This window comes from Micromonospora sp. NPDC047557 (assembly GCF_043205095.1).
In the GTDB taxonomy this organism is placed as follows: domain Bacteria; phylum Actinomycetota; class Actinomycetes; order Mycobacteriales; family Micromonosporaceae; genus Micromonospora.
The window spans coordinates 89,785-114,577 of sequence record NZ_JBIDDK010000015.1 but is presented as its reverse complement, the minus strand read 5'-3'; the positions used below and the strand labels follow the sequence as shown (position 1 = coordinate 114,577).

At 71.8% G+C, this 24,793-nt stretch carries 24 protein-coding genes and 1 tRNA gene; 12 read left to right on the top strand and 13 right to left on the bottom strand.

Annotated elements, in window-relative coordinates; all coding sequences use genetic code 11:
- The first annotated feature begins 4 nt into the window (after window positions 1-4).
- The 4 genes from ACGGAQ_RS27580 to ACGGAQ_RS27565 all read left to right on the top strand — a co-directional run bounded on the left by ACGGAQ_RS27580 (window position 5) and on the right by ACGGAQ_RS27565 (window position 2,826).
- Window positions 5-670 (top strand): DUF305 domain-containing protein, encoded by a 666-nt coding sequence (locus tag ACGGAQ_RS27580; RefSeq protein WP_393054061.1) that lies wholly within the window; start codon window positions 5-7, stop codon window positions 668-670.
- A 485-nt stretch (window positions 671-1,155) separates the two neighbouring features.
- Entirely contained in the window at window positions 1,156-1,848 is a 693-nt protein-coding gene (locus ACGGAQ_RS27575; protein WP_266245768.1) for a winged helix-turn-helix domain-containing protein, read from the top strand.
- A gap of 92 nt (window positions 1,849-1,940) precedes the next feature.
- A tRNA-Arg gene (locus ACGGAQ_RS27570) sits at window positions 1,941-2,012 on the top strand.
- Between the two features lie 103 nt (window positions 2,013-2,115).
- Complete coding sequence (locus ACGGAQ_RS27565) at window positions 2,116-2,826, top strand: helix-turn-helix domain-containing protein (RefSeq protein ID WP_393054058.1); 711 nt, start codon at window positions 2,116-2,118, stop codon at window positions 2,824-2,826.
- Here the strand turns inward: ACGGAQ_RS27565 and ACGGAQ_RS27560 are convergent.
- From ACGGAQ_RS27560 to ACGGAQ_RS27540, 5 genes are all read right to left on the bottom strand, one after another.
- A complete protein-coding gene (locus tag ACGGAQ_RS27560) occupies window positions 2,808-3,386 on the bottom strand; it encodes a dihydrofolate reductase family protein (protein WP_393054055.1) in 579 nt (192 codons plus the stop codon). The genes ACGGAQ_RS27565 and ACGGAQ_RS27560 overlap by 19 nt on opposite strands.
- 110 nt (window positions 3,387-3,496) lie before the next feature.
- Entirely contained in the window at window positions 3,497-5,878 is a 2,382-nt protein-coding gene (locus ACGGAQ_RS27555; RefSeq protein WP_393054052.1) for an ATP-binding cassette domain-containing protein, read from the bottom strand.
- Between the two features lie 81 nt (window positions 5,879-5,959).
- Complete coding sequence (locus ACGGAQ_RS27550; protein ID WP_234585913.1) at window positions 5,960-6,409, bottom strand: helix-turn-helix transcriptional regulator; 450 nt, start codon at window positions 6,407-6,409, stop codon at window positions 5,960-5,962.
- A gap of 94 nt (window positions 6,410-6,503) precedes the next feature.
- Complete coding sequence (locus ACGGAQ_RS27545; RefSeq protein WP_393054050.1) at window positions 6,504-7,463, bottom strand: DNA polymerase domain-containing protein; 960 nt, start codon at window positions 7,461-7,463, stop codon at window positions 6,504-6,506.
- Window positions 7,460-8,977 (bottom strand): MFS transporter, encoded by a 1,518-nt coding sequence (locus ACGGAQ_RS27540; protein ID WP_393054047.1) that lies wholly within the window; start codon window positions 8,975-8,977, stop codon window positions 7,460-7,462. Before ACGGAQ_RS27540 ends, ACGGAQ_RS27545 begins: the two co-directional genes overlap by 4 nt.
- 76 nt (window positions 8,978-9,053) lie before the next feature.
- Here ACGGAQ_RS27540 and ACGGAQ_RS27535 point away from each other — a divergent pair, with 76 nt between their 5' ends.
- The 3 genes from ACGGAQ_RS27535 to ACGGAQ_RS27525 all read left to right on the top strand — a co-directional run bounded on the left by ACGGAQ_RS27535 (window position 9,054) and on the right by ACGGAQ_RS27525 (window position 12,377).
- Window positions 9,054-9,488, top strand: coding sequence for a winged helix-turn-helix transcriptional regulator (locus ACGGAQ_RS27535; protein WP_393054044.1), 435 nt, complete (start codon window positions 9,054-9,056; stop codon window positions 9,486-9,488).
- A gap of 100 nt (window positions 9,489-9,588) precedes the next feature.
- The gene (locus ACGGAQ_RS27530) at window positions 9,589-10,176 is read left to right on the top strand and encodes a helix-turn-helix domain-containing protein (protein WP_354859238.1); all 588 of its coding nucleotides are present in this window, start codon (window positions 9,589-9,591) and stop codon (window positions 10,174-10,176) included.
- Entirely contained in the window at window positions 10,176-12,377 is a 2,202-nt protein-coding gene (locus tag ACGGAQ_RS27525; RefSeq protein WP_393054040.1) for an MMPL family transporter, read from the top strand. Before ACGGAQ_RS27530 ends, ACGGAQ_RS27525 begins: the two co-directional genes overlap by 1 nt.
- Window positions 12,378-12,429: 52 nt before the next feature.
- Here the strand turns inward: ACGGAQ_RS27525 and ACGGAQ_RS27520 are convergent, their stop codons facing one another.
- On the bottom strand, window positions 12,430-13,686 hold the full coding sequence (locus tag ACGGAQ_RS27520) for an erythromycin esterase family protein (protein WP_393054196.1): 1,257 nt from the start codon (window positions 13,684-13,686) through the stop codon (window positions 12,430-12,432).
- A 100-nt stretch (window positions 13,687-13,786) separates the two neighbouring features.
- Here ACGGAQ_RS27520 and ACGGAQ_RS27515 point away from each other — a divergent pair, with 100 nt between their 5' ends.
- Entirely contained in the window at window positions 13,787-13,978 is a 192-nt protein-coding gene (locus ACGGAQ_RS27515; RefSeq protein ID WP_203178077.1) for a DUF2795 domain-containing protein, read from the top strand.
- Between the two features lie 8 nt (window positions 13,979-13,986).
- Here the strand turns inward: ACGGAQ_RS27515 and erm are convergent, their stop codons facing one another.
- Both erm and ACGGAQ_RS27505 read right to left on the bottom strand, forming a co-directional pair.
- Window positions 13,987-14,784, bottom strand: a complete 798-nt coding sequence (gene erm, locus ACGGAQ_RS27510) for an ErmE/ErmH/ErmO/ErmR family 23S rRNA (adenine(2058)-N(6))-methyltransferase (RefSeq protein ID WP_393054036.1) — start codon at window positions 14,782-14,784, stop codon at window positions 13,987-13,989.
- Window positions 14,785-15,325: 541 nt separating this feature from the next.
- On the bottom strand, window positions 15,326-16,228 hold the full coding sequence (locus tag ACGGAQ_RS27505) for a Gfo/Idh/MocA family protein (protein WP_393054033.1): 903 nt from the start codon (window positions 16,226-16,228) through the stop codon (window positions 15,326-15,328).
- 317 nt (window positions 16,229-16,545) lie between these two features.
- Between ACGGAQ_RS27505 and ACGGAQ_RS27500 the strand changes: the two genes are divergently transcribed.
- Window positions 16,546-16,938, top strand: a complete 393-nt coding sequence (locus ACGGAQ_RS27500; RefSeq protein WP_234585948.1) for a hypothetical protein — start codon at window positions 16,546-16,548, stop codon at window positions 16,936-16,938.
- Window positions 16,931-17,347, top strand: a complete 417-nt coding sequence (locus tag ACGGAQ_RS27495; RefSeq protein WP_393054030.1) for a hypothetical protein — start codon at window positions 16,931-16,933, stop codon at window positions 17,345-17,347. Before ACGGAQ_RS27500 ends, ACGGAQ_RS27495 begins: the two co-directional genes overlap by 8 nt.
- Window positions 17,348-17,378: 31 nt before the next feature.
- On the opposite strand, the gene fabG is transcribed toward ACGGAQ_RS27495, so the two are convergent.
- Complete coding sequence (gene fabG, locus ACGGAQ_RS27490) at window positions 17,379-18,137, bottom strand: 3-oxoacyl-ACP reductase FabG (RefSeq protein ID WP_393054027.1); 759 nt, start codon at window positions 18,135-18,137, stop codon at window positions 17,379-17,381.
- A 43-nt stretch (window positions 18,138-18,180) separates the two neighbouring features.
- Window positions 18,181-19,833, bottom strand: a complete 1,653-nt coding sequence (locus ACGGAQ_RS27485; RefSeq protein WP_393054024.1) for an alpha-amylase family protein — start codon at window positions 19,831-19,833, stop codon at window positions 18,181-18,183.
- 91 nt (window positions 19,834-19,924) lie between these two features.
- Here ACGGAQ_RS27485 and ACGGAQ_RS27480 point away from each other — a divergent pair, with 91 nt between their 5' ends.
- Window positions 19,925-20,539, top strand: coding sequence for a DUF1349 domain-containing protein (locus ACGGAQ_RS27480; RefSeq protein ID WP_354860448.1), 615 nt, complete (start codon window positions 19,925-19,927; stop codon window positions 20,537-20,539).
- Between the two features lie 96 nt (window positions 20,540-20,635).
- Window positions 20,636-21,307, top strand: a complete 672-nt coding sequence (locus ACGGAQ_RS27475) for a DedA family protein (RefSeq protein WP_393054021.1) — start codon at window positions 20,636-20,638, stop codon at window positions 21,305-21,307.
- 12 nt (window positions 21,308-21,319) lie between these two features.
- Here ACGGAQ_RS27475 and ACGGAQ_RS27470 read toward each other — a convergent pair whose 3' ends face one another.
- From ACGGAQ_RS27470 to ACGGAQ_RS27460, 3 genes are all read right to left on the bottom strand, one after another.
- Window positions 21,320-22,885, bottom strand: a complete 1,566-nt coding sequence (locus ACGGAQ_RS27470) for a cellulose binding domain-containing protein (protein ID WP_393054019.1) — start codon at window positions 22,883-22,885, stop codon at window positions 21,320-21,322.
- A gap of 152 nt (window positions 22,886-23,037) precedes the next feature.
- On the bottom strand, window positions 23,038-23,226 hold the full coding sequence (locus tag ACGGAQ_RS27465) for a hypothetical protein (RefSeq protein WP_393054016.1): 189 nt from the start codon (window positions 23,224-23,226) through the stop codon (window positions 23,038-23,040).
- A gap of 146 nt (window positions 23,227-23,372) precedes the next feature.
- Window positions 23,373-24,782 (bottom strand): carbohydrate-binding protein, encoded by a 1,410-nt coding sequence (locus ACGGAQ_RS27460; protein ID WP_393054013.1) that lies wholly within the window; start codon window positions 24,780-24,782, stop codon window positions 23,373-23,375.
- Between the last annotated feature and the right edge of the window lie 11 nt (window positions 24,783-24,793).

Sequence of the window (24,793 nt, the reverse complement as noted above, 5' to 3'; positions counted from 1 at the left end):
GGCGATGACAGCCCCCGCCACCACCGACACCGAGCACGACGACGTGGCCGCCCCGGACGAGGGCGGCCGGGCACCGGCGCGGCGCTACGGCGTCGCAGCGCTCGCCATCATGGTGGTGGTGGGCCTGCTGCTCGGGTACGCCGGCGGCCTGCTCACCCCTCGCCTCACCCGACCCGGTGACTCCTCGGTCGAGGCGGGTTTCGCGCGGGACATGACGACCCACCACGCCCAGGCGGTCGAGATGAGCCTGATCGCGTACCGGTCGGCGACGCTGCCCGAGGTGCGGCAGATCGCCGTCGACATCGCCACCGGTCAGCAGGGCGAGATCGGCGCCATGCAGACCTGGCTGCGCGAGTGGCAGCTGAGCCCGACCGGGTCGCAGCCGCCGATGTCGTGGATGTCCGACGGGGCCGTGGTCAAGGACGGGCTGATGCCGGGCATGGCCACCCCGCAGCAGATGGCCTCGTTGCGCGACGCCAAGGGCATCGAGGTGGACCGGCAGTTCCTGGCCCTGATGTACGACCACCACCTCGGCGGGATCCACATGATCGACGCGGCGCTCGCGGAGACCGACAACGCCGAGGTGGTACGCATGGCCCAGACCATGAAGGCCACCCAGCAGTCCGAGCTGAACAACCTCCGGCAGCTCCAGGCGCAGGCCAAGGGCTGACCCTCCGCACGGGCACACCGGGCCCGCGTTCCCGCCATTCATCGGCGGGACGCGGGCCCGCGTCATGTCCGGCCGCTGTCCCGGGCCGCGGCGGCGCGGTCTGGCGGGGCGCGGTCTCGATGATCGACTCGGGTTCCTGCAAAGCGGGCTGTCGACGCGACCGGGACACCCCGACATCCAAGAACCCGAGTCGATCACGGCGCTCACGCCGCCGGGGCGCGCATGATCCACACGGGATCGGCGATGTGGCGGTGTCCAGGCGTGCGAATGCCGCCGCATCGGCGACCTGGCGGCGGACAGGTCGGCTCGACCCCGCTGGGCGCCTTTCCGCCGGGCCTGCCGGCGCCACCCGCAGGCCATTCTCGCCCGATAGGTGCCCGTTCGTCGCTTGGGGGCGTTTCGCGTCGTACAGGCGATTACATCGCTTAGAGAGTTTTCTCCGCACATATCGTGACCAGTTGTGATTCGGGCTCGTTGCCCAAGACGTGGGGGTTGCACTCAGAGACGCACGGCGCTCGGTCACCAGTTGGTGCCGACGCCACACCATCGGCGGTGACGGGGCGGTGGCAGCCGTCCGTCGCGGACAGCGGCAGGGCGAGCCGGGAACGCTCAGCCGCGAACAGGAACTCGAACTGATCGACACACTCCGGGGCGTCCACCCCGACGAGTTCGGCCTGGACGAGGAGCTGTGGACGCGGCAGAGCCTCACCACGCTCATCCAGCGCCGGTTCGACCTCCCGCTGGACGCGGGCGCGGTCGGGGCGTACCTGCGGGCCTGGGGGTTGGGTCCGCGGGAACCGCGCGAGCGGGCCTGCGGGCTCTGCGTCAGCGCGGTCGAGCGCTGGGTACGCAGCGAGTACCCGGCGATCACCCGGACGGCCCAGGAGCACCTGGCCGAGGTCTACTGGATCGGCCGGGTGCGGCTGCGGGGCACGATGCCGGCGGCCGACGTGATCTCCGCCGTGTCGTCCCGGGGCCGGGTGCGCTTCATGATCACCACACCGACTGTCGACCCGCCGCTCCCCCGCGACTTCGTGCTGCGACTCAGCGGCGAGGAGCAGCGGACGGTGCACCTGATCGTGGACGGGTCCTGGCCGCGCAACGAGTGGCCGCGTCGCCTGCCCCGACGGATCGTCCTGCACCCGCTGCCCAGTTGCGGGCGCGCGATCGCGGCCTGAGCACCGGGTGGGCCGGTCACCGACACGACCGGCTCACCCGATACCGATTCGGCGTACGCGGGGGAGGTTTGCTAGTCTTCTCCAGTCGCTGAGCCCCCGTAGCTCAGGGGATAGAGCACCGCCCTCCGGAGGCGGGGGCGCAGGTTCGAATCCTGCCGGGGGCACACTTTCAGAACCTCACCGAGTGGTTGTCCACTCCGCCACCTCCGTGCCGCGCTGAGCAGCGGCCAACCCCGCCGCCACGCCCGCTGCGGCTATCCTTCGCCCGTGGGTCTGCAGTTCACGACACGTCGGTCCGACTCCCCGTGGGTCGACACGGTGTGGACGTGCACGAGCGAGCAGACCACATCGATGACGTCCGTCGCAGGGGCGCGTTGGGGCCTGGTGTTCTGGGAGCAGGCCGGCCGCACGTACTCGGGCATCACCGGCCCCGAGACCCGGACCGGCACGGCACCGGTGCCGCAGGGCGCGACCTTTACCGGCATCGAGTTCGCCGTGGGCACCTCATTGCGGGCCGTGCCCGCGCCCACACTCGTCGACGGCGGCATCGGGCTCCCCGACACCACCCATCGGACGTTCCGGCTGGACGGCGCACGCTGGGAGACGCCAGGCCCCGACGACGTCGAGGCCCTGGTCGACAGGCTCGTCCGGGCCGGGACCGTGGTCCGGGACCTGCTCGTCGTCGACGTGCTGCGTGGTCACCGCCCGGCCGCCTCGGAGCGCACGGTCGAACGCCGGTTCCGCGCCGCGACCGGGCTGTCGCGGGGCGCGGTCCGGCAGATCGAACGCGCCCGTACGGCGGCCGAGCTGCTGGCCGCCGGCGACCCGACCGCGCACGTCGTCGCCAAGCTCGACTACTACGACGAGCCGCACCTGGCGAGGGCACTCCGCGCCTACGTCGGACGGACCGTCGGGCAGTTGCGCGCGGGCGTCGGCGGCCCGATCGCCCTCGACCTCGATCAGCGCCTGACGTCGTAGACCAGTTTCAGGATGCCGTTCGAGTAGCTCTCCGACTCCCGCAGCGTCAGCATGTGCTTGTCCCGGTCGGCTCGGCCGAACAGGCTCTTGCCGGCACCGAGCAGCACGGGGAGGACCAACAGGTTGTACTGGTCGATCAGGCCCGCGTCGGACAGTCGCCGGGCCAGCTCCGCGCTGCCGTGGATGAAGATCGCGCCGCCCTCGCCCGCCTTGAGCGCCGCGACGTCCTCGGTCGACCGCAGGATCGTGGTCGGCCCCCACCCACCCACCAGGGCGTCGTCAGGCAGCGTGGCCGACACCACGTACTTGGGGAGGTCCTTGTAGGCGGCGTGGTCCTCCGAACCGGGCCAGACCGGCGCGAACGCCTCGTAGCTGCGGCGGCCGAACATCAGCGCCGTCGTGTCGGCGAGTTCCTCGCCCTTGAGCGACCAGGCTTCCGGGACGAACTCGAGATCCTTGAACACCCACCCGCCGCTGCGGTGCTCCTCCCCCGGCCCGCCGCCGGGGGAATCCACGACACCGTCGAGGGACATGAAACCGGTGTAGACCAGGTCACGCATTGTGCCGTCTCCTCCTGCTCGGGCGGGCTGCCGGGTCCACGCTAGATCGCGGCCCCGGCGGTCGTCTTGGACGAAAACGACAACAGGCCCGTCCGCGCCTTCGTCGAGGCTCAGCCGCCGACGTACGCCGCCAGGTGCTCGCCGGTGAGGGTGGAGCGGGCGGCGACGAGATCGGCCGGGGTGCCTTCGAAGACGATCCGGCCGCCGTCGTGGCCGGCGCCCGGACCGAGGTCGATGATCCAGTCGGCGTGCGCCATGACCGCCTGGTGATGCTCGACGACGATCACCGACTTGCCGGAGTCGACCAGTCGGTCCAGCAGGCCGAGCAGCTGCTCGACGTCGGCGAGGTGCAGGCCGGTGGTCGGCTCGTCGAGGACGTACACGCCGCCCTTCTCGGCCATCCGGGTGGCCAGCTTGAGCCGCTGCCGCTCGCCGCCGGACAGGGTGGTCAGCGGCTGGCCGAGGCTGAGGTAGCCGAGCCCGACGTCGACGAGCCGGTCGAGGATGGCGTGCGCGGCGGGCGTACGCGCCTCACCGGCGGAGAAGAACGCCTCGGCCTCGCGCACCGACATGGCGAGCACCTCGCTGATGTCACGGCCGCCGAACCGGTACTCCAGGACCGACGCCTGGAACCGCCTCCCCTCGCACTCCTCGCAGGTGGCGGCGACACCGGCCATCATCCCCAGGTCGGTGTAGATGACGCCGGCGCCGTTGCAGCCGGGGCAGGCGCCCTCGGAGTTGGCGCTGAACAGGGCCGGCTTCACACCGTTGGCCTTCGCGAACGCCTTGCGGATCGGGTCGAGCAGGCCCGTGTACGTCGCCGGGTTGCTCCGGCGGGAGCCGCGGATCGCGCTCTGGTCGACCGACACCACCCCGTCCCGGTCGGACACCGAGCCGTGGATCAGCGAACTCTTTCCCGAACCGGCCACACCGGTCACCACCACGAGCACGCCGAGCGGGATGTCGACGTCGACGTCGCGCAGGTTGTGGGTGTTCGCGCCCCGCACCTTGAGCACACCCGACGGCGTCCGTACGGATGTCTTCAGGCGGGCCCGGTCGTCCAGGTGCCGCCCGGTCAGCGTGTCGCTGGCGCGCAGCCCGTCGACGGTGCCCTCGAACACCACCTCGCCTCCGGCGGTGCCGGCGCCCGGCCCGAGATCGACGACGTGGTCGGCGATGGCGATCGCCTCCGGCTTGTGCTCCACCACCAGGACGGTGTTGCCCTTGTCCCGCAGGCGCAGCAGCAGGCCGTTCATCCGCGCGATGTCGTGCGGGTGCAGCCCGATCGTCGGCTCGTCGAAGACGTACGTGACGTCGGTGAGCGACGACCCGAGGTGGCGGATCATCTTGGTGCGCTGCGCCTCGCCACCGGAGAGCGTGCCCGAGGGCCGGTCGAGCGACAGGTAGCCCAACCCGATCTCCTCGAACGAGTCGAGGAGATGTTGCAGCCCGGTGAGCAGCGGCGCCACCGACGGCTCCCTGATGCCCCGGACCCAGGCCGCCAGGTCGCTGATCTGCATCGCGCAGACGTCGGCGATGTTCTTGCCCTCGATCTTCGACGAGCGGGCCTCCGCGCTGAGCCGGGTGCCGGCGCAGTCGGGGCAGGTCGTGAACGTCACCGCACGGTCCACGAAAGCGCGGATGTGCGGTTGCAGCGTGTCGATGTCCTTGGAGAGGAACGACTTCTGGATCTGCGGGATGAGGCCCACGTACGTCAGGTTGATGCCGTCGACCTTGATCTTGGTCGGCTCCCGGTGGAGCAGGTCCTGCAACTCCTTCTTGGTGTATTTGCGGATCGGCTTGTCCGGGTCGAAGTAGCCGCAGCCCCGGAAGATCCGGCCGTACCAGCCCTCCATGCTGTAGCCGGGGATCGTGATCGCACCCTCGTTGAGCGACCTGCTGTCGTCGTACAGCGCCGACAGGTCGAAGTCGGTGACCGCGCCCATGCCCTCGCAGCGCGGACACATGCCGCCGAGACGGTTGAAGGTCGCCTTCTCGGTCTTCGTCCGGCCCGCGCCGCGCTCCACCGTGATCGCGCCGGTCGCCCGGACCGAGGGGACGTTGAAGGAGAACGCGTTCGGCGAGCCGATGTGCGGCTGCCCAAGCCGGCTGAAGAGGATGCGCAGCATCGCGTTGGCGTCCGTGGCGGTGCCGACCGTGGAGCGGGCGTTGGCGCCCATCCGCTCCTGGTCGACAATGATCGCGGTGGTCAGCCCGTCCAGCACGTCGACCTCGGGCCGGGTCAGGGTCGGCATGAAGCCCTGCACGAAGGCGCTGTAGGTCTCGTTGATCATCCGCTGCGACTCGGCCGCGATGGTGCCGAACACCAGCGAGCTCTTGCCCGAGCCGGAGACCCCGGTGAACACCGTCAGTCGGCGCTTCGGAAGCTCGACCGTGACGTCCTTGAGGTTGTTCACGCGCGCGCCCTGCACCCGGATCAGGTCGTGCCGGTCGGCGACGTGCGCCGCGGGCGGGTCCGTGGCCTTGCTCATGGTGTCTCCATCTTCTCGGGCGGGCGGGGCCCCGGGGTCACGGCCGACGCGGCTCGCCCCCGCCGACCCGACCCGTGGCAGTCACGCTAGGGGTGGCGGCGTGACCTGCGCTTCTCGATTCCTGACCGGTCTGGTCACCTGCTTGGCCGTGCACGACGGCAGCCCGGCCGTCGCGAGCGCCGCCTCCCGGCGGTAGGTGCTCGGCGGCACCCCGACCAGCTCGGTGAAGCGGGTGCTGAAGGTGCCGAGCGACGAGCAGCCGACCGCGAAACAGACATCGGTGACGCTCAGGTCGCCGCGACGCAGCAGCGCCATGGCGCGCTCCACGCGCCGGGTCATGAGATAGCTGTACGGAGATTCGCCGTAGGCGAGCCGGAACTCCCGACTGAGGTGCCCGGCCGACATGTGGACGCCCCGGGCGAGCGCCTCGACGTCCAACGGCTGCGCGTACTCCCGGTCGATGCGGTCGCGGACGCGGCGCAGCCGGGCGAGATCGCTCAGGCGCTGGCTCTCGGCGGATCGGCTGGTCACCTGGAAAATCGTGCCACAGACCCCCGACAACAGGGACCGTCGAGGACCGCGCGCCTCCGATGATCGTGGTCGATCAAGGAAACCGCGCGTACCGTCAGCCGGCCTCGCGGCGGGCGCGGGCCCGGCGCTTGCCCTCGTGCATGGCCTGCACCCGGGCCACCGGGATGGTCCGGCCCTCTGCCACCAGGTCGGCGGGGAGCGCCTGCGGCGCCGGCATCAGCGCGACCCACGGGTCGGTCCCGTCGACCAGCGGCGGCACCGTCCGGATGGTGAAGTCCGCCGGGGTCACCTCGGTCAGGTCGGACCAGTCGACCGGGAAGGAGACCGGCATTCCGGGCCGCAGTCGCGGGCTGTACGCGGCCACCACCGTCGCCCCGCCGGCTCGGGTGGCGTCCACGAAGACCTTCCCGCCCCGGTCTTCCTTGATGTACGCCGTGGTGGCCAGCGCCGGGTCCAGCCGCTCGGCGCGGACGGCGAGCGCCCTGGTGGCGGCGGCCAACTCCTCGGCGGTGGGGTCACCCGTCACCGGGACGAAGACGTGCACGCCCTTGGCGCCGCTGGTCTTGACCGCTCCGGCGAGGCCGGCGTCGGCGAGCGCCTGGCGGACCAGCAGGGCGGCGGCGACGGCCGCGCGGAACCCGTCGCCCTCGGGCGGGTCCAGGTCGAGCACCAGGTGCGTCGGTCGGTGCAGGTCGGCTGCGGTGGCCAGCGTGGGGTGGTATTCGACGGCCCGCTGGTTGGCGAACCAGAGCAGGGTGCGCCGGTCGTCGCAGAGGGCGTACGAGATCTCCCGGTGCGACGCCTCGGCCCAGACCGGCACCCGGCGGACCCACTCCGGGGTGTAGCGGGGCAGGTTCTTCTGCATGAACGGCGGCTGGCCGGGGCGGACCCGGATCACCGACAGCGGACGGTCCCGCAGCTGCCCGATGATCGGCTCCCGGACCGCGTCGAGGTAGTCGACCAGGTCGCGTTTGGTCGCGTCGTCCCGGTCGGACAGCGGCTGGTCCAGGTTGGTCAGGGCCACGCCGTCGCGGGTCTCGTCAGCCTCACTCACCCGATCACCCTCCCGGCCCCGGCGTCGTCGGTCAACCGGACGCGGCGCTTGGACACCGAACGATTCCGCTGCTCGCCGTCGTCGACCGGCGCATCGACGTCGGGCCGCCGGCCGGTCGGGCGGCGGGGCAGCGTGCCCAGCGCCACCAGCAACGCGGCGAGCACCAGAGCGGCGGCCACGGCGTACGCGACCCGGTAGCCGCCGGCCAGCGCCACCTCCTCGGCCCGACCGGCGGCCCGGAGGCCGTCGCTGCGGGACGCGGCCAGGGTCGCCAGCGCCGCCAGGCCGACCGCCCCGCCGACCTGCTGGGTGGTGTTGGCCAACCCGGACGCCAGCCCGGCGTCGGCGTCGGTCGCGCCGACCATGGCCAGTGTGGTGACGGCCGGCAGGGTCAGGCCGCCGGCCACCCCGAAGACCACAAGCGCGGGGAGTACGTCGGCGAGGTAACGGCCGTCGGCGGGCAACCGGGCGAGCAGCAGGAAACCGACGATCGCGAGGCTCAACCCGACCAGCAGCACGCTCCGGGCGCCCCACCGGCCGATCAGCCGACCGGCCAGGCCGAGCGACACCACCGCGATCACCACCGGGGTGGGCAGGAAGGCCCAGCCGGTGGCCGCCGCGTCCAGCCCGAGCACGAGTTGCAGCTCCACGGCGAGCAGGAACTGGAAGCCGAAGTACGCGGCGACCATGAGGAACTGCACCGCGTTGGCCGCGACCAGGCCCGGCACGCGCAGCACCCGTGCCGGCAGCAGCGGGGTCGCCGCCGTCCGCTGGCGTACGGCGAAGCCGCCGAGCAGCAGCGCCGCGAGCACCGCCGCGCCGAGGGTCCGCAGGCTGGTCCAGCCGTGCTCACCGGTCCCCACGATGGCCAGCACGGCGGCCATCAGGCCGGCGGTGGCCAGCAGGGCGCCGGGCACGTCGAGGCCGGCCCGCAGGCCGATGCCCCGTTCGGCGGGGAGTTGGCGGACGGCGGCGAGCAGGATCGCCGCCCCGATCGGCAGGTTCACCAGGAAGATCGAACGCCAACCGGCCAGCTCGGTGAGCACCCCGCCGGCGACCGTGCCGATCGTGGCGCCGGCCGCCCCGGTGAAGCTGAACACGGCGATGGCACGGGCCCGCTCGACAGACTCGGGATAGAGCCGGACGATCATGCCGAGGCTGACCGCCATGGCGAGCGCGCCGCCGACGCCCTGGCCGAACCGCGCGCCGACGAGCAGGGCCGGGCCGGTGGCCGTCGCGCAGGCCAGCGAGGCCACTGTGAACAGCACGACGCCGGCCAGGAAGACCCGACGCCGGCCGAGCAGGTCGCCGAGGCGGCCGGCGAGCAGCAGCAGCCCGCCGAACGCCACCAGGTAGGCGTTGACCACCCAGGCCAGTCCGGCGGCGGTGAAACCCAGATCGCGTTGTACGGAGGGCAGGGCCACCGACACGACACTGCCGTCCAGGATGATCATCAGGCTGCCGGCGCAGAGCACGAGCAGGGCCGGCCAGCGGGCCGGGACGGTACGGTCCATCGGAAGTCCTCCTTGGTGCACGGTTTGTTACCGAGGTCATCGTCTGTGACCATGAGTCGGAGCGGAAGGAGGCACTGTGATGTCCCAGAGGAACAGCGATGTGTCCGCGCAGGTCGAGGCGGAGTTCACCCGCGCCGCCGGGAACGTGCCGTTCACCCCCGGGCAGGCTCGGGCGTGCACCGTCCGCGAGGTGCTGGACCGGGTCGGCGGCAAGTGGAGCATCGGCATCCTGGTGGCCGCGTCGAACGGTCCGGTGCGCTTCACCGAGCTGGAGCGGCACATCGAGGGCATCAGCCGCCGGATGCTCACCCTGACCCTGCGCAACCTGGAGCGCGACGGCCTGCTGCGCCGCACGGTCTATCCGACCGTCCCGCCGAAGGTGGAGTACACGGCCACGCCGATGGCGCTGGAGCTGTACGAGTCCCTGGTGGCGCTGACCAGTTGGGCCGAACGGCACCGCCGCGCCATCGCTGAGGCGCGGACCAGGTACGACGCCGAGCACGCCGGCTAAACCAGGCACCGGTGTGGGGAACGCCACCACGTTCTTCTGACCGATCGGTCAGGGTCTGACCGATCGGTCAGGCATGCTGGTTCACGGAGGTGGACCGGTGATGGCCAGAGCGGTGTCCGAGACGCACGGCGAGATCCTCGCCGCGGCGGCGCGACGGTTCGCGGTGACCGGCTACCGGGGCACCTCGTTGCAGGACATCGCCCGCGAGGTCGGCTGCTCCAAGGCCACGGTGCTCTACCACTTCGCCAACAAGGAAGCCCTGCTCGCCGAGCTGATGGCACCCGCGATCGGCGTGCTGCGCGACCTCGACGACCAGCTCACCGGCCGGACCGGAGCGGCCGCCCAGGAGGTCGCCGCAGCGGGCTTCGTCGACCTCGCGGTCCGGTTCCGGCGGGAGATCGCGGTGCTGCGCGGTGAATTCCCCGAGCTGCTGTGCCAGCCGGCGTTCGCGCACATCCAGGAGATCTCCGACCGGCTGCGTGACGCGTTGGCCGGGCACTCCGACCGTCCGGGCGCCCGGATCGCCGCGCTGGTCCTGCTGGCCGGCATCTCCGAGGCGTGCGCCGAGTTCGCCGACATCCCCGACGACGAACTGCGCGCCGCCCTGCTCGCCCTCGTCCGGCGGGCCGTCGAACCCGTCGACGCACCCCTGACCCATCCACCCACGACCGAGGACAAGGACTCCTGATGGCCACCCTGCTCTACCGGCTCGGCCGGGGCGCGTTGCGCCGGCGACGGCTCGTCGTCGCGCTCTGGCTCGTCGTACTCGTCGGCGCCGGTCTGGCCGCGGCGACCCTGCGCGGCCCGACGGCGAGCAACTTCACCATGCCCGGCACCGAGAGCCAGCGCGCGCTCGACCTGCTCGCCGAGCAGTTCCCGGCGGCCAGCGGCGCGACCGGCACCATCGCGGTCAAGGCGCCCGGAGACGGCCAACTCGGCACCCCACAGGGCCAGGCCGTGGTGCAGGAGCTGGTCCAGCAGGCCGGAACGCTGCCCGGCGTGGTCGGCGCGGTCAACCCGCTCCAGGTCGGCGCGGTCTCGCCCGACGGCCGGTACGCGCTGGTCCAGGTTCAGTTCGCCACCGGCGCGGACGAGGTGACCGACGACCAGAAGGCCGCATACGAGCAGGTCGGCGCGGCGGCGAAGGCACAGGGTTGGCAGGTCGCCCCGGGCGGCGAGGTGCTGGGCGGGGAGCCGGAGATCGGCTCGACCGAGGCGCTCGGCGTCGTGGTCGCCGCGATCGTCCTGATCATCACCTTCGGCTCGCTCGTGGCCGCCGGGATGACCATGCTCAACGCGCTGATCGGCGTGGGTGCCGGCATGGCCGGGCTGTTCGCCCTGAGTGGCGTCGTCCAGTTGACCAGCACGGCGCCGATCCTGGCGCTGATGCTCGGCCTCGCCGTCGGCATCGACTACTCGCTGTTCATCACCTCCCGGCACCGGCAGAACCTGCTCGACGGTCTGCCCCCGGACGAGGCCGTCGGCCGCGCCGTGGGCACCGCCGGCTCCGCCGTTGTCTTCGCGGGCGCCACCGTGGTCATCGCACTCGCCGGGCTCGCCGTGGTGGACATCCCGTTCCTCACCGTGATGGGTCTCGCCGCCGCCGGCACCGTCACCGTGGCCGTGCTCGTCGCCATCACCCTCGCGCCGGCGCTGCTCGGCTTCGCCGGACGCCGGGTTCTCCCCCGCCGGCTGCGCGCCGTCCCCACCGACGAGACCGCCGGCGGACCGGCCATCGAGACGAACGCGGCCACCGAGGACCGGTCCCGGTTCGGCTTCCGCTGGGCGCGGTTCGTCACCCGGTTCCGCGTACCCGTCATCCTGGTCGGCCTGCTCGGCCTGGGACTGCTCGCGCTGCCCACGCCGGACATGCGGCTGGCGTTGCCGGACGCCTCGACGGCGGCCGTCGGCTCGCCGGCCCGGGTGTCGAACGACCTGATCACCGAGGGCTTCGGCGCGGGCTTCACCGGTCGACTGGCGGTCGTCGTCGCCGGTGACTCGCCGCAGGCCACCTCGGCCGCCGTACCGCAGGTCACCGCGCTGCTCCAGCGCACCGAGAACGTCCTCGCGGTGGCGCCGGCGCAACTCAGCCCGGACGGCCGGACGGCGCTGCTCGGCGTGGTGCCGAAGACCGGCCCGACCGACGAGGCCACCGAGACGGTGGTGCACGACATCCGCAACTCGGTGAGCGGGATCCGCGACGCGGACGTGCTGCTCACCGGCGTCACCGCGATCGGCATCGACGTCTCCGAGAAGCTCTCCGACGCGCTGCCGGTCTACCTGCTGCTGGTGGTGGGGCTCTCGGTCCTGCTGCTGATGCTGGTGTTCCGCTCGCTGCTGGTGCCGGTCAAGGCCGCGCTGGGCTTCCTGCTCACCGTCGCCGCCACGTTCGGCATCACGGTGGCGGTGTTCCAGCAGGGGCACCTCGCCGACCTGGTGGGCCTGGACACGCCCGGCCCGCTGATCAGCTTCCTGCCGATCCTGCTCATCGGCATCCTGTTCGGGCTCGCGATGGACTACGAGGTGTTCCTGGTGTCCCGGATGCGGGAGGACTTCGTGCACGGCGAGACCGCCCGGCAGGCCACGATCAGCGGCATGGGGCACGGCGCGCGCGTGGTCACCGCCGCCGCGTTGATCATGATCTCGGTGTTCGGGGGCTTCGTCTTCCTCGACGATCCGGTGATCAAGTCGATGGGCTTCGCGCTGGCCATCGGCGTGGCCATCGACGCCTTCGTGGTCCGCATGACCATCGTCCCGGCCGTGATGTCCCTGCTCGGTGACCGTGCCTGGTGGCTGCCCCGCTGGCTCTCCCGCGCTCTGCCGAACGTCGACATCGAGGGCGAGGGTCTGCGCGACCACCTGACGACCCGGACCCCCACCCGGGTCTGACCCGTCCCGACCACGAAAGGTGCGGCGCCCGCTCGGGCGCCGCACCTTTCGCTCACACGCCGGCCGGGTACGTCTCCATCTCACCGGGTACGGCGGGGACCGCCAGCGGATGCAGGGCCGTCGTCTCGTCGCACCAGATGAAGGCGTCGTAGCGTTCGCCCAGCCGGGTCGGCACGTAGTTGCCCCAGGACTCGAAGGACGGGTCGTAGACCACCCCGATCGCCCGGTGATCCGCGGGTTCGGTGACCCAGCCCGGCTGGTCGTCGCCGCCGAAGACGAGCACCGCCCGCTCCGGCATCAGCTCGTGCAACCGCCGCTCCACCGAACCCTCGCGCGCCGGCGGCACCACCATCGCCGCGGCGGGCGAACCCCACCGGGGAGCGGCGATCACCGTGCCCCGGTAGGTGCCGAACCCGACCAACGCCACCGCGTCGTCGCCGTGCCGCTCGCGGGCCAACTGACCAATGTTGACCATGCCGTCCGCGGCCATGTCGGTGGCCCGCGCGTCGCCCACGTGCGTGTTGTGCGCCCAGACGATCCCGCGGGCGTCCGGGCCGTAGCGTTGCAGCAGCCGGTCCAGGGTGTCCTGCATGTGGGTGTCACGGATGTTCCACGAGTCCGGGCCGCCGGCCACCATCGCCCGGTAGTAACGCTCCGCGCCGGCCACCACCTCCGCGTTCTGCCAGGCCGAGAAGCGGTCCGGGCCGTCCGACATGGCCTGTTCCCGGGTACGCGCCAGCAGCCGGACGACCTCCTCCTCGCAGCGGGCGGAGACGAAGCGGCTGGCCGCGCCGTACTCCTCGACCCGCTTGCCGTACGGCTCGAAGCACCGGTACGCGTCCTGCGCCGCCTCCAACGAGGTCGGGTCCTCCTCCCCCAGGTAGTCGAAGATCGCCTGCATCGACTCCCAGAGGCTGTAGACGTCGAGCCCGTGGAAGCCGGCCCGCCCGTCCTCCGGCCGCTCCAGGTTCCACGCCCGCAGCCAGCGACAGAAGCGCGCCACCTCGGCGTTCGCCCACATCCAGGTCGGCCACCGCTCGAAGCCCTCCAGCGCCAACTGTGGATCGTGGGCCCCGCCGGGCGCGGCGGTGACCGAGCGGTGCACCCGGTCGCAGTCCGGCCAGTCGCCTTCCACGGCCACGAACGAGAAGCCGCACTCCGCGATCAGCCGACGGGTGAGCTGCTCGCGCAGCCGGTAGTAGTCGTAGCTGCCGTGGGTGGATTCGCCGATCATCACCACCCGGGCGTCCCGGACGCGCTCCAGCAACGGGTCGAAGTCGCTCGGCGCGCCGAGCCGCTGAACCAGCATGGCAGCGGCTACCCGGCGGTCGCGCCGGCAAACCGTCGGCGCGTCGCCCACCGACACGCCGTGCGCGTGTACGGAAGCGGCGAGCGGGTAGCCGACCGGCATGACCGTCACCGGCGTGCAGTTGCAGGAGTACCTGGCCGGGCTCGACTACCCGGTCTCCCGCGAGGACCTCGTCCGCTGGGGGCAGGAGAACGGGGCCAGCACGGCCCTGTTGCAGATGTTGCAGGCGTTGCCTGCCGAACAGTTTGAGTCCCCGGCCGAGCTGAGCGAGGCGCTGACCACCCTCGCCTGACCCGCCGGTCACCGCGCGTGCAGCAGCCGGAACAGCACCAGCCACTGCTCCGGCCAGACGTACCCCACGGGGGTGTCCGACGCGATCCGCGTCGCTCGCAGGGCGGCCGCGACCCGGGCCGGCGGGTGGTGCCGGCGCAGGGTCGCGGCGAGCGAGCCGCCGACGCCCTCGAAACCCCACTCCACGAGCCTTCGGTACGCGGGCAGAGCCGCCACCGTCAGCAGCGGCTCCGGCCGACGCTCGATGCGCAGGATCCCGGCGTCGACCGCCGGCACCGGCCGGAACGCCGTACGCGGCACCCGCCCCGCCAGCCGCCACCCGAACTCCGGCCAGGTCGAGACGGTGAGCCGGGTCCACCGGCCGTAGTCGCCACTGCGGCGGCGGGCGTACTCCAGTTGGGTGAGCAGCGTCGCGGACCGCAACCCGGGCGCGGCCAGGCACCACCGCACCACGGCGGAGGTCAGCGACCACGGGATGTTGCCGACCACCGCGAACGGCTCCGGTGGCGGCTCGGCGGCCAGGAAGTCGGCCTGCCGGTGCTCCACGTTGGACAACTCCGCGCAGACAGCGGCCAACGCGCCACGGACGGTCGGGTCCACCTCGTACGCCGTCAGCCGCCCACACCGGGCCGCGAGCGGTCGGGTGAGCTGCCCCCGGCCGGCGCCGACCTCCAGCAGGAGCCCGGCCGGATCGGGGTCGGCGGCGCGGATGACCCGCTGGACGGCCGCACGGTCGACGAGAAAGTTCTGGCTGAGTACGCGACGGGACCGGTCGCGTTCGGTTGATCGAAACGGGCGAGGCGCCACGGGTCGTCGTCCTGTCTGTCGCCGCTCGGCGACGGGCTGGACAGGCAGCCGGAATTGCCGGACCTGTCCGAGTGGATCGGGACTCGGACGGCCCTGGACGATGCGCGGGTACGCGATGACGAGGCGACAGCCTCGTGCCGTGGCGAAGGATCAGCGGCGGCGGGGCGAGGGCCCCAGCGCACCGCGAAGTGGACCGATCAGCGGCAGGTCACGTCCCAGCCCGTCAGGGCCGGACGCCGGACGCGCGGACGGGACACCAGCAAGGCACCCCAGGCGGCCGACGTACCGACCCCCTCGATCAGGGCATGCGTGAACATGGCCCCCACCCTACCGACCCCCACCCCAACCCCCCACCCATTTCCCCCGCCCCGCCCGGCCCCACCCCTCAACCCCCGTTGATCATGAAGTTATTGCCACGACACGCCGTTCGGGATGGCAACAACTTCATGATCAACTCGATCGGGTGGGGGTGGGGGTGGGGGTGGGGGTGGGGGTGGGGGTGGGGGTGGGGGTGGGGGTGGGTGGGGGCGCACTGGGTGGGTTACTGGAGGGGGATGGTGCGGGATTCGGCGCGGGCGGTTTCGGCGGCGGCGAGGATCGTGACGACCTCGCGGCCGAAGCGGACGTCGCAGCGGTGGTCGCGGGTGCCGGTGCGCACCTGCTCGACGAGCTGGTCGATCGCGACACCGAACGCCGTGGCGGCGTCGTTCTCGCCGACCGGGACGGTCTCGATCCCGTTCTCGCCGTAGAACACGAACTCCCGGGCCATCGCCTCGCGCGGGGCGTCCAGGGACAGCGAGGCGCTGCTGGTGGCGCCGCCGTCGTGGGTGAGCAGCAGGTGCACCATCCCGCTCGGCCCGTCCATCGCCGCCACCTGGGTCACCCGTCCCAGCACCGGCAGGAGGATGGAGAGCGCGTGCGGGGCGATGTCCCAGAGCGCGCCGTGCTCGCGACGCCACAGGGAGCCGCCGTACGGGCTGCCCTCCTGGAAGATCGACGCGAAGGCGGTGGTACGGCCGTGCTGCCAGCCTCCGGCGGCGGCGGTCGCGGCGAGGAACGCGGTGACGTTCGGCTGGAACCGCTGGGTGAAGAACACGACCGAGGCGACCCCGGACGCCTCGGCGGCGGCGACCACCCGGTCGGCGTCCTCGACGGAGAGCGCCAGTGGCTTGTCCAGCAGCAGGTGACGGCCGGCGGTGGCGGCACGGACCGCGATGTCGGCCTGGATGTCCGGCGGCAGCGCGACAGCGATCGCCTCGCACTGCTCGATCAACGCGTCGACCTCGGCGTAGGCGGGCACCCCGTACCGCTCGGCCAGCGCCGACGCCCGCTCGGGGTTACGCCCCCACACGCCGACCAGTTCCGCGTCCGGGTGTGCGTGCAGCGCCTTACCGTGCGTCTCGATCGCCCAGTGACCGGTGCCGAACAAGCCGAACCGCAGCACGTGTACCTCCGCTGTTTCCCCGCACCGTGACGACGCCACGGACGTGATCCACGCTAGTCGCCCCACCCGGCTCACCGGCGGCGGGTCGCCAACCACAGCAGCCCAACGCCCCGGTGACCAACGAACGACGCGCTCCAAGGCGATCGGTCACCGGCCGCCAACCGTGGACACCGCCCCATTCGTGGGGCAGCTCGACAGGGGCCGCGTGCACCTCGGTCGGCAAATCGCCGCGGGCGCGGCGGCCAGGCAGCGTGACCCGGGTACTACGACGGTTAGTAGGCTGTGCCGGTGACCGAGGCAACGACCAGGTGGGGCCGATGACGAGCGCGGCCGCCGACTCGCCGGTGGACGGGCTCCTCGCGACGGCGTCGATCGTGCTGTCCCTGCTCGTCGCCGTGTGGGCGCTGGTCGCGGCGGTGCGCCACCGGCCACCGGACCGGGTGCAGTTCGCCGGTCTGGCCGTACTGGAGGTGGCGCTGCTCGCGTTGGGGGTGCTGGCCCTGGTCGCGGTCGGTGGCGGGGACCGGCCGGGCGAGCCCGGCGCGTTCTACGGCTACCTGGCCACGCTGGTCTGCCTGCCACCGCTGGCCTGGGTGCTGGCCCGGATGGAGCCGACCCGCTGGGGGTCGGCGATCGTCTGCGCGGTCTGCCTGGTCGCGCCGGTCGTGGTGGTCCGGTTGCAGCAGACCTGGGAGGTCCTCGGTGGTTGAGACACGACCGACCCGACGGGCCACGAACGCCGGTCCAGGCCGGCTGCTGATCGCGGTCTACCTGCTCTTCGCCATCGCGGCGACCAGCCGGGCAGGTCTGCAGATCGCCACCAAGTTCGACGAGGCGCCGGTGGCGTACCTGCTCTCCGCCCTGGCCGCGCTCATCTACATCGTGGCCGCGGTGGGTCTGGCCCGGGCCGGGCACACCGGCCGGCGGGTGGCGCTGGCCTGCTGCTCGGTGGAGTTGGTCGGGGTCGTCGCCGTCGGCATCCTCAGCGTGGTCGACAAGGACCTGTTCCCCGACGAGACGGTGTGGTCGCAGTTCGGCAGCGGATACGGCTACATCCCGCTGGTGCTGCCGGTGCTCGGCCTGTTCTGGCTCTGGCGCACCCGCCGCGACCCGGCCTGACCGGCCGGGCCGCGTGACGAGAGCGCGCGGGTCAGGCCCGGGGGCCGCCGGCGACGTAGATGACCTGCCCGGAGACGAAGCCCGCCCCCTCGCTGGTCAGGAACGAGATGGTGTGCGCGACGTCCTCCGGGCGACCCGGGCGACGGACCGGGATCTCGGCGGCGGCGTGCTTCTGGAGGTCCTCGAAGTCGACCTTCATGCGGGCGGCGGTGGCCGCGGTCATGTCGGTGACGATGAAGCCAGGCGCGACCGCGTTGACGGTCACCCCGAACGGCCCCAGCTCGATGGCGAGCGTCTTGGTGAAGCCCTGTAGGCCCGCCTTGGCCGCGGCGTAGTTCGCCTGGCCCCGGTTGCCCAGCGCGGACGTGCTGGAGAGGTTGACGATCCGCCCCCACTTGCGGTCCACCATGTGCTTCTGGGTGGCCTGGCTGAACAGGAACGCACCGCGCAGGTGCACACCCATGACCGTGTCCCAGTCGGCGGTGGTCATCTTGAACAGCAGGTTGTCGCGGAGCACGCCGGCGTTGTTGACCAGCACGGTGGGCGCGCCCAGCTCGGCGGCGACCCGCTCGACGGCGGCCTCGACCTGGTCCCGGTCGGACACGTCGGCGCCCACGCCGAGCGCACGGCCGCCCGCGCCGACGATGGCGTCCACCGTCTCCTTGGTGGCGGCCTCGTCGATGTCGACCACGGCGACGGCCATCCCGTCAGCGGCCAACCGCCGGGCGGTGGCCGCGCCGATACCGCGCGCGGCTCCGGTGACGATGGCGACGCGGGGCTCCTCCGACATGATTACCTCCCGGTAACGTGGGGTCGATCGGAGGAGCTTAACGTCAGAACCCCCGACCCCGGCATAGGCGAATCCACCGGTATCCGTGCCCGGAGACCTTCACCGCGCCGAGCTTGCCCAACTCGCCGTAGCCACGGTCGGCGAGCACGTCGATCGGCAGGTCGGCCTCCGGTTCGAGGCTGCTCAGGTCCACCTCGACGTCATCGGTGCCCAGGTTGTGCACAAAGACCATCGTCCCGGTCGGCCCGTCCGCCCGGTGCGCCAGCACCCCGGCCGGCATCGCCACGTCGATGTGGGTAGTCGAGCCGGAGCCGATCTCGGGGGCCTCCCGCAGGGTCCGGATCATGCGTTCGAACCAGCCCAGCAGCGACTTCGGGTCGTTGCGCTGGGCGGTGACGTTGACGTTCTGGTAGCCGAACTCACCCTTGTCGATGACCGGGCGGACCAGCTTCTCCGGGTCCGCGGTGGAGAAGCCGGCATTCGGCTGGTACGACCACTGCATCGGGGTACGGATCGCCTCCCGACCGGGCAGCGACAGATCCTCGCCCATCCCGATCTCCTCGCCGTAGCGCAGCACCGGCGTGCCGCGCATCGAGAACTGCAGGGCGTACGCCAGCTCGATACGCCGCCGGTCGTTGCCGAGCATCGGGGCGAGCCGGCGACGGATGCCCCGGTCGTAGATGCGCATGTTCTCGTCCGGGCCGAACTGCTCGTACACCTGGTTGCGCTGTTCGGTCGTCAACCGGGACAGGTCGATCTCGTCGTGGTTGCGCAGGAAGGTGGCCCACTGCCCGCCGACGGGCAGCTTCGGGGTGTCGCGCAACGCCTCGATCAGCGACTCCGGGTCCTGCCGCGCCAGGGCGAGCATGAGCCGGCCGTTGAGCATGAAGTCGAAGAGCATGTGGATGCGGTTGCCGGAGCCGCTGGTGTCGCCGAAGAACGTCGGCAGTTGGTCGGGTTCGACGTTCGCCTCGGCCAGCAGGACGGCGTCGCCGCGCCGCCACTGCACGTGCTGGCGCATCTCGGTGAGGAACTCGAAGTCCTTCGGCGAGTTCGGGTTGCCCGGCTCGGTCAGCTCGATGATGAACGGCACGGCGTCCATCCGGAAACCGGAGACCCCGAGCTGGAGCCAGAACGACATGATCTTCTTGACCTCGGCCCGGACCTGCGGGTTGGCGAAGTTGAGGTCCGGCTGGAACTTGTAGAACCGGTGGTAGAACCACGCCTTGGCGGTCCGGTCGTAGCTCCAGGTCTCCTTCTGCTCACCGGGGAAGACCATGCCCTGGTGCCGGTCCTCCGGCTCGGTGTCAGACCAGACGAACCAGTCGCGGTACGGCGAATCCGGCGACGAGCGGGCGGACTGGAACCACGGGTGCTCGTCGGAGGTGTGGTTGACCACCAGGTCGATGATCACGCGGATGCCCCGGTTCTGCGCCTGGTGCAGCAGCTCGGCGAAGTCACCGAGGGTGCCGAAGCGCGGGTCCACGTTGTAGAAGTCGGTGACGTCGTAGCCGTCGTCGCGGTTGGGCGACGGGTGGATCGGGTGCAGCCACAGGCAGGTCACGCCGAGCCGGGCCAGATAGTCCAGCCTCCCGATCAGCCCACGGATGTCACCGACCCCATCGCCGTCCGAGTCGGCGTACGTGTCGATGTCGAGGCAGTAGACGACGGCTTCGGAATACCAACGGTCACCCATGCCGGAGGAACATCTCCGGTCGATCACCACGGCAAACCCGGGCGGCAAACCCGGGCGGCGGGGCCGGGCGCGGTTGGTTACCGTGCCGGTCATGGAGATCGACCTCGTACCGCCGAGCGAACCGCTGGACTGGGCCCGGGGCGCCTGGCTGCACCCGCCGGTCCGCGCCGAGGAGGGCCCGGCCGGCGAGCTGGTCGTCGAGGCCGGGGCGGAGACGGACTTCTGGCGGCGGACCAGTTACGGCTTCGTCCACGACAACGGGCCCGCCCTGCTGGCGCCGTTGCCGGTCGGCGCCGCCATGGAGGTGAGCTTCATCCTCGACTTCTCGGCCCAGTTCGACCAGGCCGGTGTGCTGGTCCGCGTCGACGAGGGGACGTGGGTCAAGGCGGGCGTCGAGGTCAGCGACGGTGAGTCCCAGCTCGGCGCGGTGGCGACCCGGGAGTTCTCCGACTGGTCGGTGTCCCCGGTCCCGGGGTGGACCGGCCAGGAGGTGACCGTGCGGGTCAGCCGGGCCGGCGACGCGCTGACCGTACGGGCCCGGGTCGCGGATGCGGCCTGGCGACTGGTCCGCCTCGCCCCGTTGGACCCGGCGGCCGAAGCGATGGCCGGCCCGTTCTGCTGCGCGCCGACGCGCGCCGGCCTCACCGTGGTGTTCACCGGTTGGCGACAGGGCCCGGCCGACACCGCGCTGCACCCGGAGGGCTGACCCGGCCGGCGTGGCAGGGCTCACGCGCAGGTGTGTGCCGCCGGCCGCTGGGTATGACCTTCCGATCCCCGGTAGCCGGCTCGGAAAGGACGACCAATGGCGTACGCCCAGACTGGTGACCCGTCCGAGTTCACCGGCCTGACCGGGTGGGTGGCCTCGGTGATCGACGCGACGGGCCCGGTCGGCGTGGCGCTGCTGGTCGCGTTGGAGAGCATCGTCCCGCCGATCCCCAGCGAGATCGTGCTGGCCATGGCCGGTTTCCTGGCCCACGAGGGTCGGTTCAACGTCGTCCTCGTGGTGCTGGCCGCGACGGTCGGCTCGCTCGTCGGCGCGCTGGTGCTCTACTGGCTCGGCGCGGCGCTCGGCGAGGAGCGGCTCAAGCGCTGGCTGGACCGGATCCCGTTGGTGGACCGCGACGACCTGGAGAAGGCCGACCGCTGGTTCGAGCGGCACGGTCGGTGGGCGGTGCTGATCGGCCGGGTGGTGCCGGTGGTCCGCAGCCTGGTCTCCGTTCCGGCCGGGGCCAACCGGATGCCGCTCGGTGAGTTCGTCCTGCTCACCACGATCGGCAGCGGCGTGTGGAACGCCCTCATCGTGGGGGCCGGCTACGCGCTGGGCAGCCGCTGGCAGGACGTCGGGCGGTACAGCGACTGGTTCAACTACGCCATCGGAGCCGTCTTCGTCGTCATGACGATCACTTGGGTGATCCGCAAGATCCGCCGTCGGCGCGAGCGCGACGACCGGCGGTCGGTGACCGCCGGTCGCTGATCCGCGTCGCGCTCAGTTGAACTGCGCGCTGATCGACGTGAACTCCCACGTGTTCTGCGCGATGCCGGAGCAGTTGGAGACGACTCCCCCGCCCGGGCACGGCCGGTCCCGGTTGACCGACCAGAACGTGAACCGGCTCAGCCCGCGCGCCTTCGCCCAGTCCCGGATCTGGGTCCAGGTGGCCGGCGAGGTCAGCTCCTGCTGGTCGGAGAGCCCGTTCATCCCGGAAATGCCCATGTGGGCGTAGGCCGTCGCGTCGGACCAGCCGAAGGCCGTCTTCAGCGTGTTCTTCAGCCCCTCGGCCGCGTTGACAGTGCTCTGGTACATGTTGGCTCCGCCGCCGAAGTCGAACGGCATGATGGTGAAGGTGTCGATGTTGGCGCCCAGCGCGGCGGCCTGGTTGATCAGGCGGGTGCCGTAGTACGACGGGCCGGTGGTCGACGTGCCGAACGTGATGATCGTCTTCAGGCCCGGGTTGTTCTGCTTGACGATCTTCAGCGCGCCGAGGATCCGGTCCTGTACGACCTCGTTCTCGAACTCGTCGCTGTTCTCGATGTCGATGTCGATCGCCTTGAGCCCGAAGGCGTTGATCACCTGCTGGTACGCGCCTGCCAGGGCGCTGGCCGAGGAGCAGTTCGGGCCGAGCTTGTTGCCGCTCCAGCCGCCGATGGACGGGATCACGTCGCCGCCGGCCGCCCGGATGGCCGCGATGGTGCTGGCGTGCACACCGCCGGTGAGTGGGCCGACGCCGTCCCAGGCGGGGGTGCAGCCGCCGCCGGAGAGCACGAACGCGATGGTGAACCACTTCACGCCGGTCGCCGACATGACGGTCGCCGGGGCGGGCGGGTCACCCCAGCCCGGGTAGAGGTAGGGCGCGACGGCCATCGAACCGCCGCCACCGGTGCAGCCGGTGGTGCTCGCGGCGACCGCCGCCGACCGCGCCGACTCCCCGGCCGAGTTGTACGCGGTGACCGTGTAGCTGTGCGCCGAGCAGGCGGCCAGACCGGAGACCGTGGTCGAGGTGCCGGTGACGGTGGCGCGGACCGTCGAGCCCTCGTACACCCGGTAGCCGGTCACCGTTCCGCCGACCGCGTTCCAGGCCAGCGAGACCGCCGAGTTGGTGCTGCCGGTTACGCGCAGGCCGCCAGGGGTGGCGGGGGCGCCCGGCGGGGTGGTCGGACCGCCGGCGCAGGGCGAGCCGTTGACCGTGCAGTTGGTGGGGTCGCCGGTGCCGGCGACGATGAAGCCGAACGAGGTGCTCGCTCCGGCCGCCAACGCGCCGTTCCAGGACTGGTTGCGGGCGGTCACGTGCTGACCCGAGCTGGTCACCAGGGCGTCCCAGGCCGACCCGACAGTGCTGCCCGGGGGCAGGTCGAACTGGACGTCCCAGGAGGTGATCGCCGTGGACGTGTTGTTGGTGACGGTGAACTTCGCCTCGTACCCGCTGCTCCAGCTGCTGGTGCGGACGAAGGCGGCGGTGGCGGCCGACGCGGCCGGCGGTGCCACGACGGTGGCCGCCACCAGTGCGGCGGCCAGCGCGACGGCGAACGTCGCCGCGCGGGGGGATCGGAGTTTCACGGTGGCCTCCAGGGACCGGTGTGGTGGGGGATGCCGCCCGTCGTCGAGCGGCGCTCGGTCGTGCGGGCGGGTGGTGCCGATGCCCTGCGCGGCCGGGTGGTGTGCGGGCCGCGCAGGTGGTGCGCCGACGCCGGTACGGGCGTCGGCACCGCTCAGGGCAGGGTGTCCAGGTGCGGGGCCACCGTGCGGGCGAAACCGTTGCCGTTGCTGACGTCCCAGTTCACCGACCAGGTCATCGCTCCCCGAATGCCGGGGGAGGTGCGCGGCGCAACCCAGGCCGCACCGAGCGTCGCGGCGAGCGCGGTGACCAGGGACAGGACAAGGGGTCTGGCAGGTTTCATGTGACCCTCCACGCCGGGCCGGCATCCATGGACATCAACGTTGCCGCTTATTATTAAGATAGTTAACTATTTCTGTCCAGGGGTCGACGCAGATGGATGGGCCGCCCGCCGTGGGACCACGCGGCGGACGGCCCGGACGGTCCGCCTCAGCGGCGGAAGGTGAACCAGTTGACGTTGACGAAGTCGTTCGGCTGCCCGCTGGTGAAGGTGAGGTAGACGGTGTGCCGGCCGGTCACCCCGCCGACGTTGCCGGGCACCGAGCGCCAGCTCTGCCAGCCACCGGTGTTGCCGATCGCGAAGCTGCCGATCGGCGCCGCGGTCGGGCTGTCCAGCCGCACCTCGACCAGGCCACTCGCCCCGCCGCCGGCCCCGGAGGCCACCCGGGCCACGAAGTCCCGTGGCCCGGCCGAGCCGAACTCGACGTTGTCGTAGCGCGCCCAGTCCCCGTTCCGCAGCGCGGCGATGTTCTGCCCGCCCTCGGAGCACGCCTCGACGAGCACCCCGTTCTGCCCGTTGAACGACTCGGCCTGGATCTGCGCGTACGCGTCCCTCGTTCCGCCCGGCGGTGGCGTGGTGGGCGGCGGGGTGGTCCCGCCACCACGGCGGTACACCGCCACGTAGTCGACCAGCATCGGTCGACCCGGCACCGTCGCCGCGGTCGGCGTGCCGCTGCCGGCCACCCCGTTCGGGAAGGCCCCACCCATCGCCACGTTGAGCAGCAGGAAGTAACCCGCGTGCGAGGTCATCTGCGACCAGGCCGGCTCACCGACCCGACTCTGCGTGACGGTGTGGTAGAGCTGCCCGTCGACGTACCAGCGCAGTTGCTGGGGGCTGATCGAGGCGTCCCACTCGAACCGGTAGGTGTGGAACGCCGACTGGCAACTGGCCCCTGGGCAGGCCCGGGAAGCGCCGATGCCGTTGAACTCGTCGCACGGCCCGCCCGGGGCGACGCCGCAGTGCAGCACCCCCCAGACGGAGTTGATGCCGTTGACGTTCTCCATCACATCGAACTCGCCGATGCCCGGCCAGTTCTGGTAGTTGCCCCGGTAGGGCGCACCGAGCGCCCAGAACGCCGGCCAGTAGCCTGCTGCCTCGGTGCCGGTGACGTTCGGCATCTGGATCCGGCCCTCGATGGCCAGCACCCCGCCGGCCGGGGCCTTGAAGTCGCTGCGCACGGTCTCGATCCGGGCGGAGGTCCAGCCACCCCCACCGTCGCGCAGCGGCGTGATCCGCAGGTTGCCGCCGCCGTCGTGGCTGACGTTGGCGGTGCTGGCGGTGTAGTTCTGGATCTCGCCGGTGCCCCAGTTGGCCGGGCCACCCGGGTAGTTGTGCCCGGTGTCGATGATCCAGTTGGCGGCCGACGGCAGGGTGCCGGCCGCGCCGGTGAAGTCGTCGCTCCAGACCGTGCTCCAGCCGGCCGGGGGTGGCGGCACGGCCGCCTGTGCGGTGACGGTGACGCCGGCCAGGACGGTGGTGGTCGCGACGAGCAGGACGGACGCCAGCCGCAGCCGGCGTCGGACGGGCGGGGCGGCAGTGGCCGCCGAGGGAGGTGACATGGACGTGCCTC

Coding starts and splice junctions, on each gene's coding strand:
- ACGGAQ_RS27580 (WP_393054061.1), top strand. CDS start 5: ATGACAGCCCCCGCCACCACCGACACCGAGCACGACGACGTGGCCGCC.
- ACGGAQ_RS27560 (WP_393054055.1), bottom strand. CDS start 3,386: ATGCGTGACCTGGTCTACACCGGTTTCATGTCCCTCGACGGTGTCGTG.
- ACGGAQ_RS27555 (WP_393054052.1), bottom strand. CDS start 5,878: ATGAGCAAGGCCACGGACCCGCCCGCGGCGCACGTCGCCGACCGGCAC.
- ACGGAQ_RS27540 (WP_393054047.1), bottom strand. CDS start 8,977: ATGGACCGTACCGTCCCGGCCCGCTGGCCGGCCCTGCTCGTGCTCTGC.
- ACGGAQ_RS27530 (WP_354859238.1), top strand. CDS start 9,589: ATGGCCAGAGCGGTGTCCGAGACGCACGGCGAGATCCTCGCCGCGGCG.
- ACGGAQ_RS27525 (WP_393054040.1), top strand. CDS start 10,176: ATGGCCACCCTGCTCTACCGGCTCGGCCGGGGCGCGTTGCGCCGGCGA.
- ACGGAQ_RS27520 (WP_393054196.1), bottom strand. CDS start 13,686: ATGCTGGTTCAGCGGCTCGGCGCGCCGAGCGACTTCGACCCGTTGCTG.
- ACGGAQ_RS27515 (WP_203178077.1), top strand. CDS start 13,787: ATGACCGTCACCGGCGTGCAGTTGCAGGAGTACCTGGCCGGGCTCGAC.
- ACGGAQ_RS27500 (WP_234585948.1), top strand. CDS start 16,546: ATGACGAGCGCGGCCGCCGACTCGCCGGTGGACGGGCTCCTCGCGACG.
- fabG (WP_393054027.1), bottom strand. CDS start 18,137: ATGTCGGAGGAGCCCCGCGTCGCCATCGTCACCGGAGCCGCGCGCGGT.
- ACGGAQ_RS27485 (WP_393054024.1), bottom strand. CDS start 19,833: ATGGGTGACCGTTGGTATTCCGAAGCCGTCGTCTACTGCCTCGACATC.
- ACGGAQ_RS27480 (WP_354860448.1), top strand. CDS start 19,925: ATGGAGATCGACCTCGTACCGCCGAGCGAACCGCTGGACTGGGCCCGG.
- ACGGAQ_RS27475 (WP_393054021.1), top strand. CDS start 20,636: ATGGCGTACGCCCAGACTGGTGACCCGTCCGAGTTCACCGGCCTGACC.
- ACGGAQ_RS27465 (WP_393054016.1), bottom strand. CDS start 23,226: ATGAAACCTGCCAGACCCCTTGTCCTGTCCCTGGTCACCGCGCTCGCC.
- ACGGAQ_RS27460 (WP_393054013.1), bottom strand. CDS start 24,782: ATGTCACCTCCCTCGGCGGCCACTGCCGCCCCGCCCGTCCGACGCCGG.